Genomic DNA, 12,237 nt, shown 5'->3' with positions numbered 1-12,237 from the left:
TGTTTATGATTGATAATAAAAACACGGCTCAATCCCAAAAATCTATGCAGGTGGAAGAATTAAAACAACTTTATGATCAGGACTTTGTTTTGTGGATTGAGCGAACCACTGAACAAATTCGACGCGGGGAGATTAAAAATTTAGATTGGGAACATCTTTTAACGGAGATAGAAGATTTGGGGAGAGAACAAAGGAACAAAGTGGAAAGCTATCTAATTCAAACCGTTAAACATTTATTAATGTATCAGTATTGGCTGACTGAAAAAGGTAATTGTGGCCGGGGATGGGCCGATGAAATCGATAATTTCCGTCTAGAACTAGAAATTTTATTCCAGTCAAAAACCCTCTACAATTATGGGGCTTCTAGGCTAGATATTATTTATGATAAAGCCAAGCGATCGGTAATCAAAAAAACTGGTTTATCTGTTGATAGGTTTCCGCAAGTTTGTCCTTATACCTTTGCAGAAATTATAGATTTTGATTTTTTACCAGTTTAGAATAGGAGAATTAAAGGAGACCTCCTGTAAAAGTAAGTTATCGAGGCTCTATCGGTTCAAAATATCTAAAACTTCAGATAAATTTGACATAATCTTGGTTTTTATCGAGAGTCTATTGGTTTCTTGTATTTTTTCTCCTACTGTCGTTCGTCTCTTTACATAAGGGAAAATTTTTGATTTTTGCAGGAGATATAGGCAGGAAAAAAAATTATCGTTATAATGAAGTTGTGGCTTATTCTGTCAGCGATAGAGTATTATGGGTCAAAAATCTTACGAAGTTTTCCAAGCAGTGGAAAATAAAGCTAACCTTCTAGCGGGTTATTGGGGTGACTTCAAAACGGAGATTATTCAGCATTTGCCTGAATCCTATCATGGTGAAATCCAGGAACTTTCTAGTAACCTAGAGAAAGCTTTAGAAGTGTTAATCAATGAATTGCGCCATCCTACCCTGATTTTAGCGACGACTGGCACGACGAGCAGTGGTAAGAGTACCTTAGTTAATTTCCTCTGTGGTGCTGATATTGTACCAACCGCCGTCAGTGAGATGAGTGCAGGAGCAGTTACGATTGAATATAACCAAGAAAAAGGTTTAATTATTGAAAAAACACCTGGAGCCTTGTGGAAATGTGGTGAATGGAAAAATATTAGCGATGAGGAAATTTATGACCTTTTATATGATGCAATGAGTAGTTATATTGATGCTAGAGAAGAACAACCTAATTTAGCTTGTCCTCAAGCAAATATTTATTATCCTTTCAGACTGATTAAAGATGAAAGTCTCTTAGAATTGCCTAAAGGGGTTAGAGTTAAGTTATTAGATTTACCCGGATTATCTTATGTCGGAGATGAGAGGAATCTAGCTATTATTAAACAGTGTCGTGAGGCTTTATGTTTAGTGACTTATAATAGTGAAGAAACAGATCCTTACAAAGTTGATAATTTGTTATCAGAAGTTGTTGATCAAGTTAAAGATTTAGGCGGCTCTCCTGCACGAATGCTATTTATTCTCAATAAAATTGATGTTTTTAGAAAAGATCAAAGATGGCCGAGGAGTGAACAGCGTTTTATTGAAAAGACTACCAAGAATATTAAATTAGAATTAACAAAACAACTAAGAGAGTACAATGAAGAGATTGAAAATTTGACAATTCTGAAACTAAGTACATGGCCAGCTTTATTGGCTTTGCAAATCCAAGAAAATAAAGAATTAGTTGAAGATATTTTAGAAGAGTTACCTACTATAAAAGATAAATGGTCAGAACACGATCAAAGTAGAATTAATCAACTATTAAGACCCCATGAACAAGCTATTGATCACTTTCAATTCTTAATTAAGAATGCTATTAGAAAAGGAGAATTAGATAATGATCCTAAAAAATGGACTGTCTCTCAACAAGAACAAATTGCTAAAGAGTTATTCAAACAATCCTATGCAGAAGAATTTGAAGACAAACTAAGCAAGCATATAGCAGAACATTTTCCTAAATTAGTTATTCCCCAAGCTATAGAAAAATTTAATGTAGCGGCAGGAAATAGTATTGCACAATGGGCAGTACAAACGACCACGGCAATTCTTAACAGTTCAGAAGAAAATTATCAGCAAGAATCTGAATTGTTATCACAAACAAAAGAAAATCTTGATTCTTTTCTCCAAGCTAGTAATGCCAAATTAAGAAAGCCTCTAGCCGTTTTTGAAAAATTAGATATTGATACCAAAACAGCCGATAATTTAGTAGCTAGTTTAAGAGAGGCTATCAATGAACTTCAATTTACTCCCCCTTATGACCAAATTCAAGAGAAATTAGTTCCCTTAGTTGAGTGGAGAGAGGCACTAAAGACTGTTATTAGAAACGTTTTAGAAGCAGTAGTTAAATCTTTAGATAATGGCAGAGTTGATTTGGACAATATCAACTTTAAAAAGGCCAATGTTAATCAGGTTAATATGCTAAAAAACAACTTGGATATCCTGATTCAATTGGGCTATAGAGGTTCAGATGCAAGAAATGGTTTATTAATCACAGCAAAAAGGGATAAAGAGAAATTAAATCTTCAAATAATTAAGAAAGAGTTAAATAATTTATCAATTCATCTAACTATCATCTTATCGCAAATATTAAAGAGAGTGTCTGCTCAGGAGAGTAACAGAATAGAGGAATCTGTATCTGAATTATTTAGATTTCATATTAAACATATAGAAAAGGGTGCTGAAGAAAAAGCACCAAATTTTGTTATAAAATTTCCACAATCTGAACTTAATACATTTACTAGAAAACTGGAATTTGACTTTAATTTGGAGTCTGATATTGAAATCAGTTCTGGTACTTACAGAAGTTTTAAACACTGGCTATGGATGAAAAAAAAGGAAAGCATGATTGCAGAAATTCCAAGCACTGAAACTCTTTTACAGAATTGGATTCATCAATTCCAGCAACAGGGCGAACCTGAAATGTTATGTTCAATGTTTGAATGGCTATTAGAACAGATTGATAATTTAAAAAAAAATGTAGATCATAAAACCCATGACATTTTTAATAGCTATTTAGCCAGCCTAGAAAAAGCTCAACAGGAAATAACTACTAACTACGAGGAAACACAAATTATATGGAAACCTATCCAAGAAAGAGCTAAATTTTTAAAACAAAGCCTTGCTGAGTTAGAAAATTTTGAAAAAGAGGATGTGAATTAGTGAAAGATGTTTTGAATATTGGCAAAAAATTTCGTGAATTTGTATCTTCCATAAAATCTAATACTATAGACAAGGACAAGACTCGTTCTACAAAGCAAGGTAATTCAACAGCTTCTTTATGTCTAGCCGTTCCCGCATCAGCAGTTTATAAGTTGCGGAAAGGGGATTCTCTTAGTAGAGATGAAGTTGTAAGATTAATTGATTGTGCTACAGAATTTTTATGTGTGCCAGAGTATAAAAAAATATCTGTAGAGACTATACCGGACGAAGGACGCTCTCCTGAAAGTCGATTAAAATTCTACGTTAGAATTAATCTCAAAAATGGAGGTAATATCATTGGTAAAGAAACTCAGTATGGAATGAAGCGAGAACTTCCACTTAATGCAACAGGGAAGGTTACAGAAATAGGGTTTCTCAAAAATGTCTCTATTCTCAGAAAATTTAACCGTATTTAAGGAGTTAATTTAATGGATTGGAAATCCGCATCATCTTACTATGAAACCCGCCTCAGTGATGTCTTAAATATCCAACATTTTGCCGTTGACTTAGCCAAACTTCCCCAAGCTGAAGTTCCCTCTAAATTAACAGAAATCCTCCTGCAAGAGGCAATACCTGCTAACCGTCAACTCGAAAGACTGAGAAAAAGAGAATTTCGTATTGCTGTGGTTGGCTTAGAAAAGGCGGGAAAAAGTACCTTTATTAACGCATGGTTAGAATGTGATTTACTTCCTGCCAAAGGGGGAAGATGTACCTTTACCACCACGCAAATTTATTCCGTTAAAAGCGAATCTGAACAAAGATTAGAAGTGCAAACCCGCAGCGAAGAACAATTTATTCATCTTCTCAAAGAATTAGAAACCGTTGGCGCAAAAGAAGACTTAAACACCATTAGAGAAAACGAAATCACCCTAAAACAAGTCAGACGAGAAGGTAATTTAGTTATTCCTTTTACTCGACTAGAAGACATCCGAGAACAACTAAAAAAATACGTTGCTGATGAAAAATACGCCCATGCGGTCCTAGAAGCACGACTTTATACTAATAAACTCGCTCAAGCAGAAGGAATCGTCTTTTATGATGTCCCTGGTTCAGATTCTGGGTTAGCCAAGCACGTTGATGAAGCCCAACAAATGTTATCTGACTGTGATGCAGTCATCGTGATTCAGCGTTTTCGCAGTATTCGAGAAGCCGAATTAGAAATTATTAAATTTACAGAACAAGGTGATAAGAATGTCACCATTGCTGATAAATTATTTGTCTTTTTAAGTCATATTGACTCTCTTGGTAGCCCAGAAGCCCTTAAAACTCATATTACAGAAGCCTCTCAGGATTGGTCAAAACGCGCTAATTTACCGGTTAATCGCATTGTTTCTGGTTCAGCAGGAGCTTATTTAATCTTAAATAATCTGGCGGAAGAACATACTCAATTAGAAATCGGAAAAGCCAGCAATATTCAAGATAAATTAAAAACTTTGACTGGAATTATAGATGATGAAATGTTAAGAACTCAAGCTACAGGAATCCCTGAAATTAAACAAAAAATCTTTAATTATATTAATACTGAGCGAGTAGCAATTCTCAAGAAACGCTGTGAAGCTTCCATTGATAAAATTGTCAGCACCTCAGAGGATATTCACCATTTTGTCAGTCAAAGATTTCCCGAAAATCCTGAAGAAGCACAACGCTTGGAAGAAGAAAGAAGAAGAATTGATTTTTCAGAATGGTGGCATAGAAAATGGGAACAGATAAAAGCTGATTTACAAAACTTTTATGAAACATCTGCCATTAACAAACCCTTAGAAAAAGTTAATAACGAATCTTCCAGTAGTATCGAAAAATTTAAAGAACGCTATGGGCAACTGTTAGCCAGTGAAATGGCAAAATTAAGACAGGAAACTTTAAGAAAAAAAGAAATTATTTTTGACGCAAATTCTTTTCCAGACTTCGACAAAGTAAGAGCTAATTATGCTTGGCGGGATGACTTGTATGGGGATGTTAGAACATTTTTGGCTGCCCTTGCTCGACAATTAGCGGCAGAATTAAAAGATGAAGCCTTAAAATTAGTCGATTATATGTCCTCTTTATTATGGGGAAGTTCTCAAGTAAAAGAACGATTAATTGGTTATTCAGAACAGGAGTTTTTAACCCGGTTAGAAAATAGTTTATCAGTGTTATTTTTAAGGTTTGCTCGTCCCGTTGCTGAAGCATTAATTCGCGGTCCTGTTAACAGTGATACCCGCAGCCAAATTGTCAAATCATTAGGGGCTGATGTGGAACTAATTGATAACTATTATCAAGGAGATGAACCTGCTTTTAGAGTCTTAAAAAAATACGTTAAGTATGGTTCTGATTTACTCTTTAACCCTAGTCTTCGTCAACAGGTATTAGGTGTAACAGAAATTGCCAAAAACGTTATCGGAATGACGGTAGATACAGTTGGGGTTAATTGGATCGATTTGGCTGACCAATTAACCCCACCCAGAGAGGTTGTTACCTTTGAAGTAACTAATGATATTAACGCTTTTGAAGAATATCTACGCCATGGTATTTTTGAAGCCGCAGGATTTGAGTCCTACTGTATTCAAGAATTAAGAGGATTAGTGGATATTTTTCGAGAAAAAGAAGGAACATGGGCAGGTGTCGCTCAAAACGAATGGTATAAAGAGAATCCTCAGCTTGTAGCAGAATTACCCGCTAATTTGCAATCTCAAGAATTTAATTTAGAAGTTAGTGAACGACTGAGACAATTAGCAATTGCCTTGAAAAGAAATAGTTCCTCTCAGTAGCGTTAGCTATAGCAAAGCACCGCTATTATTGCAACGATGGCGGTGCTGATTTTCGGTATTTCTGCAAATGTGAGATGCCCCCGTCCTCTTGATCCAATTTAGATAGATAATTATCTATAGGAGGATTTTGGCAAAACATGAAAATTATCGCCTACACCTATACCAATCCCCTGCTCGATAGTCCCCCCGATGCCTCCATTTGGGCCTATTCTCCCGAACAAGTGTATCAGGATTTTGGCGATCGCTCACAACGGCAGCAACTGCTCCGCGATTGTCAAGGGACTCCCCCCCGACTGCTGATCCTGCGTCGTCTAGCAGAATTGGGAGACAATGGCACAGAAGTTAGCAAAATTTTACAATCCTTAGAAGCCCTCGACATAGATATAATTGCCCTAGAAGACCCAGATTATAAGCTGAATTTTGCCAAGATTCTGCAAGAAATATCAAAAAACGAACTAAGTAATCGTTTAAAAGCTGGCCACGCTCACAATCGTCTGCAAGCTTTACCTCCCCCCGGAAAAGCACCCTACGGTTATCGTCGTGGCAAGGAGCGTTATATACTCGATCGCAGTACCGCGCCGGTAGTCAAAGACTTTTTTGATCGCTTTTTGATTTCTGCTTCCCTGCGTTCCACGGTGCGCTATCTAGAAAAACGCTACGGTAAAAAGATATCGGTAGCTACTGCCCATAAATGGCTGACCAATCCCGTTTATCGCGGCGATTTGTGCTATCTCGGTCAAGATATTATCCCCGATACCCACACCCCGATTATCTCCCGGGAAGAAGCAGCCCAGATCGATCGCATCCTGAGAAATAATCGCAAATTACCCCCCCGCAGTGCCAGCGCCCCGCGTTCCTTAGCGGGTTTAGTCGTCTGTAGTCAATGTCAATCGGGGATGACGATTACCAAAGTGACAGCGCGAGGAAAGGGCCTAGAATACCTCTATTTGCGACCTTTGCAATGTCCCCGGACAAAAAAATGTTCGGCGATCGCTTATGAAAAAATTCTCGACAGCACAATCGAGCGCATTTGTCAAGACCTACCGCCGACGATCGCCCAGATATCTTTACCTGATTTAGAGACGATCAAACGGGGAATGAGCGAGGAAATAGGGCAAAAAAACGATATTTTGTCGCAATTGCCCTCCCTAGAAGCGGCGGGAATTTTAGATCGAGAAACAGCTAATCTACGGGCCTATAAACTGAAAAACGAGATCGCGCAGATTCAAGGACGTTTAGACCAATTACCCCCGGATAACCTGACTATTATCGCTCGTGCCGTTGCTTTTCCGCAATTTTGGCGAGATTTATCGGAAATCGAGCGCCGTTTTTATTTTCGTGAGTTTATCCGTCGCATCGAAATCGAGAGGGAAACGGCTAATAATTGGCATTTACGTTTAATATTCGTTTTTTAACAGTCTTGGACAATCTTAAAGTTAGCTAAAAATTGAGGAATTTTTGAGTGATCAATGCTAAGAAAAAGACCAACAGCGATCGATCTCAACTATGAGCAATAACAAAAGATTAACTCGGTATAAAAAAGGGCGAAAATCCTCCCAGACAAAACCCCACCTTTATGATTATCACTATAACCAACCCGGGACGATGCCGGGGTTAATCACCATCGATGAAAATGCCGTTGCTACCGAGATATTTTTAATCAATTATAACTCCCAACAAGCCACTAGAGTCAATAATATCTTACCTCAAGACTGTCTTAAATATTTATCCGATGATTCCATCTCTTGGGTTGATATCGTCGGTTTGGGTAATGAAGATAAACTGCAAGAGTTGGGAGAAATTTTTCATTTACATCCCTTAACCCTTGAGGATATAGTCAGTATTCCCCAAAGACCAAAAGTGGAAGAATGCGAGAATTATATTTTAATTATAGTACCAATGGCCATCCTGATCGATCATCAGGGTTTTTTGCTAGAACAAATCAGTTTAATAGTCGGGAAGAATTATGTTTTAACCGTGCAGGAAGAAGGACAATACGATTCTTTAGAGGGAGTTAGGGAAAGAATCCGTTTAAATAAAGGTTCCATCCGGCAGCAAAAATCGGGTTATTTAGCCTACTCGATTTGGGATGCCATTATTGACGGTTATTTTCCTGTTTTAGAGTCCTACGGAGAAAGAATCGAGGAGTTAGAAAACGAAATTTTAGCTAGTCCCACGGAACAGACTTTATCAAAAATTTACCAAATACGTCAGGAATTACTCTCCCTGCGACGAGCAATTTGGCCGCAAAGGGACACCCTCAATGCGCTTCTACGCGATGAGTACATTGTCATCGATATAACCATTAAACCCTATCTAAGAGACTGTTATGACCATGTGGTACAAATCCTCGATGTTATCGAAAATTACCGGGAATTTGCCAATGGTTTAATGGATTTTTACCTATCTTCCGTGAGTAATAAAATGAACGAGATTATGAAAACTTTAACGGTAATCTCGACGATTTTTATCCCGCTCACCTTCATTGTCGGTATTTATGGCATGAACTTTAATACTGATAAATCCCCCTATAATATGCCCGAATTAGAATGGTATTGGGGCTATGTATTCGTCTGGGTGTTGATGCTAACCGTTGCTTTCAGTTTAATCATTTTCTTTTGGCGACGCGGCTGGTTTAAGAACCTATCGACAGTGAAGAAAAGATAAACTGTTAAGCAGATTAGACAGACTGGATTGCATGGCTGGCATCTAGTAAGAGAAAATGGCTATTACAGAGAAATTAATAATTTAGTGTCAGCGGTATTTTTTAACACTTTCAGTTGATGGCTTCTAATTTTGTCCAACCAACTATAGTGCTGGTTGTGACATTGATAGACGATATCGATGTCACCAATCTCTAACTTAACCTGAGCCAAGTAGTTTTCTAGTTCGCTAATTTTCATAACCAATCTCGCTTGCGCTGAAGGACATCAACCCTAAACCAAGAATTATCCCTAAAGGATAGGGGTGACTACAGTTATTATTATAGGCTGATCGTAATTCTTAAAAAAGTTCTTATCTAACAAAGTTAGCTAATGTCAGCGTTAGATGATATTGGCAAAGTTTCTTTCTAGTTGTCTAGGGGGCAGCGCCATGACCAGGTAAAAGGGCTAATTTACCGAAGAATGGCCGCAGTGATGCCCAAAATGCCGATAATCGCAACAAGTCAAGAGATAAAAAATGCTCGATATTGTCTTTCCCTTCGCCCAGCTTCGATAATTAATTCTTTTTTCATTACTTTTTAGGTTCTGGGGGTTGCTGTTTGGAAGCTGCCGCGATCGCTTGATTTAAGCGAGTTAATTCTTCTTTAAACTTCGGTTCTTGGGGATAGTTTTTGACTAACTTTTCTAGGATATTTTTGGCCCCAGAAACATCTTGAGTTTGTAATCTTGTTCCATAAAGAACTAGCATAACTTCCAGATTGTCGGGATATTTTTGATATAACTTTTCTAAAGGTTCTCTGGCTCCGATAAAATCTTTTAACTGTAAGCGAGCTTGTGCTAGTCCTTGCAAAGCAGTGGGGTTATCCGGTTCACGTTCGAGAATTTTCTCGTAACCTTTAACCATTTCTGCTAATTTTTCGGGGGGAATCGTTGCCTCTTGCCCGGGTTGACTGCCTTGGGGGGAATTAGAATTATTATTTTTCAATAAACCCAAAGTTGGCACCACCATTAAAGCCAGAAATACTAAACCAGAGGAAACAATTAAGACTCGTTTGAGGGTATCGTTATTTTTTTTTGGCATACTTTTTCAAGATTAGAGATAAGATTAATCAGTAGTAACTTGATGAAATTCCTGACCCCAAAGATGATAAGCCCAAATTCCCAGGCCAAAACTACCTAAGCAGAGGATGGTGATCATCAGGAAAACTTGCCACCTATTGTAACCCGCTTCCTGAAGTTCTAGACGGCCGAGTATAGCAGCAGCTAACAGAATTAAAACTCGACTAAATACCGCCCACTTGTGGAAGATAAAGACTACCGCCAAAGACCAGCCGAGAATTGATAATACAGCGCTAATATCGTTTTTAAACCAACTGCGGAAAAATAGCGGCATTAAGTCGCTAAACAGAGTTAATCCTAGGGCAATTGAGAGGATAACCCCTACCGCTAGGATATAGATGATGATTTCTAGCCATTCGCTAGTGAGAGTCCAATTCATCTCATCACCACGGGCAAGTAACCAATCACTCCATGATAAACGCTCATGGGCGATCGACCAGCCAAACACCCCATAGACCGATGGAATCAGAAAGGTAAGTAGTATAATACGCCAAAACATAATCAGTTATCAGTTATCAGTGATCAGATGTAAGTTATCAGATGTAAGTTAGGTGATTTCCGAGAACAAATTTACCTTCGGCAGAGTTTAACAATGCCAAGCTCTGACAGCAGATAATTGATCCTCTGGTAATTTCTTCAGAGGAAATCACCTGATCAGATGTAAGTGTTAAGTTATAGCATTTCCTGTTCGCAAGCCGTACATTATCGATGTGGAAAAGCTTAATCAGCAAAGGTTTAACTGTGCCACACAGGTGTGAGAAACGCTATAATTAGTTAGTTATTTATCTTCATCTTTATCCCTGATTACTGTTTACTGATTACTGATCACTGATCACTGGACGGCTACGCCGTGCCTTTGGCAACACTGAAAAAAGTCAAGCCTGAACCCTGAAAGAGACGAAATTTGCCCCTTTTCAGACTTCAGGCCTCTGGGATTGTCCCGATCGCTTAGGACATATACTGGATGATAAAGTCGAAGTAGGGGGCTGCTTCCACAGCATCCTCTTGAGTCAAAAGACCTAAAGCGGCCTCTTTGAGACAACGAATCGCCTCCACCATGCCGGGGACGGGAACATTAAGAGAGTTATACATCTCTTTGACCCCGATCAGACCAGTTTGTTCGATCGGTCCTTTATCTCCAGCTAATACCCCATAGGTAACTAGACGCAGATACCAACCATAATCGCGCAAGCATTGATTATATTGACGCTGACCGTAGGCATTACCCCCCGGCGCTCTATAATCGGGACGTTTCTTGAACAGTTGTTTTTGAGCCTGATCGACGATTTTTTTCTCATTTTCAGCGAGAGTCTCGGCAATGCGAATTCTCTGCTCACCGGTTTTTAAAAATTGCCCGATACCCTGTAGTTCACCACTACTAGGATAACGAAGTTCGTCGTCGGCTTTGAGGATGACTTGGCTAACTACGCTCATAATATCAAGGTAAATTCTGATAACATTCTGTAGTTTATCTCAGGTCGGGGTCTGGAAGTCGAGTCATCGCTGCTGGTTAGGCAATTCCTAAAAATCTGTAATATTTCGTCATGAGTTTCCCCGACAGCCCGGTTACTGTCTAGAATGAATGTATTAGTGGTCAGGAGCGAGGAGATTGTAATTGAGATGTCACCGCACACCGATTAACTTGAACCCGATAACTGGTAATTAATATGGAATTTTTAGCACCCTTGCTGTTGATAGCGGGCATTCTGGGGTTAAATGGCTTTAAAATCGATCGAGAATACCAGCGTGGTGTTATCTTTCGCCTAGGGCGTTATCAAGACACCAAAGGTCCCGGACTGTACTGGATCATTCCCCTAGTTGACCAAAAAATGCAGCTGGATATTCGCACTAAAACCGTCGATATCGCCCCGCAAGAAACTGTCACCGCCGATAATGTCACAATTAAGGTTAATGCGGTTCTCTACTATCGTATTATCGACCCTAGCAAAGCGATTAATAAAGTCGAATCCTACCCCGCGGCCGTTTATCAAGCGGCCATGACCACTTTAAGAAATGTCGTCGGTCAAAATCATCTCGATGATGTCTTGCAAAAACGGGACAAAATCAATCAAGCGGTCCAACAAATTGTCGATGAAATTAGCGAACCCTGGGGCATTGATATCGAACGGGTGGAGATGAAAGATGTGGAAATTCCCACCGGTATGCAGCGGGCCATGGCCAAGGAAGCGGAAGCATTGCGAGAAAAACGGGCCCGTTTGATTAAAGCTGCCGCAGAACAGGAAGCCTCCTTAAAATTAGCGGAAGCTTCCCAATTAATCATGGAAAACCCCGCCGCCTTGGAATTACGCCGCCTACAAATGTTAACGGAAATTGGAGCGGAAAATAACACCAGTACCGTGATTATGCTCCCCTCTGATATCTTAAATCTCGCTCAAAAATTAACCGAAAAAACATCACAAAATGGCTCAATTGTCAATAGCCCAAAAGGTTAATTTTCTCTGGTGTGTTAGGTTGGTTTAACACAC

At 38.9% G+C, this 12,237-nt stretch carries 11 protein-coding genes; 7 read left to right on the top strand and 4 right to left on the bottom strand.

Annotation, left to right across the window (positions count from 1 at the left end):
* The first annotated feature begins 5 nt into the window (after positions 1–5).
* From myaer_RS07750 to corA, 6 genes are all read left to right on the top strand, one after another.
* Positions 6–497: a DUF29 domain-containing protein gene (locus myaer_RS07750; protein WP_046661661.1), complete on the top strand. Its 492-nt coding sequence runs from the start codon at positions 6–8 to the stop codon at positions 495–497.
* A 256-nt stretch (positions 498–753) separates the two neighbouring features.
* Positions 754–3,183: a dynamin family protein gene (locus myaer_RS07745; RefSeq protein ID WP_046661660.1), complete on the top strand. Its 2,430-nt coding sequence runs from the start codon at positions 754–756 to the stop codon at positions 3,181–3,183.
* Complete coding sequence (locus tag myaer_RS07740) at positions 3,183–3,638, top strand: hypothetical protein (protein WP_235614822.1); 456 nt, start codon at positions 3,183–3,185, stop codon at positions 3,636–3,638. The genes myaer_RS07745 and myaer_RS07740 overlap by 1 nt, the downstream gene beginning before the upstream one ends.
* Before the next feature lie 12 nt (positions 3,639–3,650).
* Positions 3,651–5,969, top strand: a complete 2,319-nt coding sequence (locus tag myaer_RS07735) for a dynamin family protein (RefSeq protein WP_046661659.1) — start codon at positions 3,651–3,653, stop codon at positions 5,967–5,969.
* Between the two features lie 137 nt (positions 5,970–6,106).
* Positions 6,107–7,384, top strand: coding sequence for a recombinase family protein (locus myaer_RS07730; protein WP_046661658.1), 1,278 nt, complete (start codon positions 6,107–6,109; stop codon positions 7,382–7,384).
* 91 nt (positions 7,385–7,475) lie between these two features.
* Positions 7,476–8,636: a magnesium/cobalt transporter CorA gene (gene corA / locus myaer_RS07725; protein ID WP_046661657.1), complete on the top strand. Its 1,161-nt coding sequence runs from the start codon at positions 7,476–7,478 to the stop codon at positions 8,634–8,636.
* Positions 8,637–8,698: 62 nt separating this feature from the next.
* On the opposite strand, the gene myaer_RS21580 is transcribed toward corA, so the two are convergent.
* The 4 genes from myaer_RS21580 to myaer_RS07710 all read right to left on the bottom strand — a co-directional run bounded on the left by myaer_RS21580 (position 8,699) and on the right by myaer_RS07710 (position 11,185).
* Complete coding sequence (locus myaer_RS21580; protein WP_002804198.1) at positions 8,699–8,872, bottom strand: hypothetical protein; 174 nt, start codon at positions 8,870–8,872, stop codon at positions 8,699–8,701.
* 331 nt (positions 8,873–9,203) lie between these two features.
* Entirely contained in the window at positions 9,204–9,713 is a 510-nt protein-coding gene (locus myaer_RS07720; RefSeq protein ID WP_046661656.1) for a tetratricopeptide repeat protein, read from the bottom strand.
* Between the two features lie 24 nt (positions 9,714–9,737).
* Positions 9,738–10,250, bottom strand: coding sequence for a hypothetical protein (locus myaer_RS07715; protein ID WP_046661655.1), 513 nt, complete (start codon positions 10,248–10,250; stop codon positions 9,738–9,740).
* 449 nt (positions 10,251–10,699) lie between these two features.
* A complete protein-coding gene (locus tag myaer_RS07710) occupies positions 10,700–11,185 on the bottom strand; it encodes an allophycocyanin subunit alpha-B (protein ID WP_002745306.1) in 486 nt (161 codons plus the stop codon).
* 233 nt (positions 11,186–11,418) lie between these two features.
* Between myaer_RS07710 and myaer_RS07705 the strand changes: the two genes are divergently transcribed.
* On the top strand, positions 11,419–12,204 hold the full coding sequence (locus tag myaer_RS07705) for a slipin family protein (protein ID WP_046661653.1): 786 nt from the start codon (positions 11,419–11,421) through the stop codon (positions 12,202–12,204).
* Positions 12,205–12,237: the final 33 nt, after the last annotated feature.

Source organism: Microcystis aeruginosa NIES-2549 (assembly GCF_000981785.2).
In the GTDB taxonomy this organism is placed as follows: Bacteria; Cyanobacteriota; Cyanobacteriia; order Cyanobacteriales; family Microcystaceae; genus Microcystis; species Microcystis aeruginosa_C.
The sequence above is the reverse complement of the archived record's forward strand: the minus strand, read 5'-3'. Positions and strand labels throughout refer to the sequence as shown.

Bases quoted from the DNA above. Each gene is read 5' to 3' on its own strand.
- myaer_RS07750 (WP_046661661.1), top strand. From the start codon at position 6: ATGATTGATAATAAAAACACGGCTCAATCCCAAAAATCTATGCAGGTG.
- myaer_RS07745 (WP_046661660.1), top strand. From the start codon at position 754: ATGGGTCAAAAATCTTACGAAGTTTTCCAAGCAGTGGAAAATAAAGCT.
- myaer_RS07735 (WP_046661659.1), top strand. From the start codon at position 3,651: ATGGATTGGAAATCCGCATCATCTTACTATGAAACCCGCCTCAGTGAT.
- myaer_RS07730 (WP_046661658.1), top strand. From the start codon at position 6,107: ATGAAAATTATCGCCTACACCTATACCAATCCCCTGCTCGATAGTCCC.
- corA (WP_046661657.1), top strand. From the start codon at position 7,476: ATGAGCAATAACAAAAGATTAACTCGGTATAAAAAAGGGCGAAAATCC.
- myaer_RS21580 (WP_002804198.1), bottom strand. From the start codon at position 8,872: ATGAAAATTAGCGAACTAGAAAACTACTTGGCTCAGGTTAAGTTAGAG.
- myaer_RS07720 (WP_046661656.1), bottom strand. From the start codon at position 9,713: ATGCCAAAAAAAAATAACGATACCCTCAAACGAGTCTTAATTGTTTCC.
- myaer_RS07715 (WP_046661655.1), bottom strand. From the start codon at position 10,250: ATGTTTTGGCGTATTATACTACTTACCTTTCTGATTCCATCGGTCTAT.
- myaer_RS07710 (WP_002745306.1), bottom strand. From the start codon at position 11,185: ATGAGCGTAGTTAGCCAAGTCATCCTCAAAGCCGACGACGAACTTCGT.
- myaer_RS07705 (WP_046661653.1), top strand. From the start codon at position 11,419: ATGGAATTTTTAGCACCCTTGCTGTTGATAGCGGGCATTCTGGGGTTA.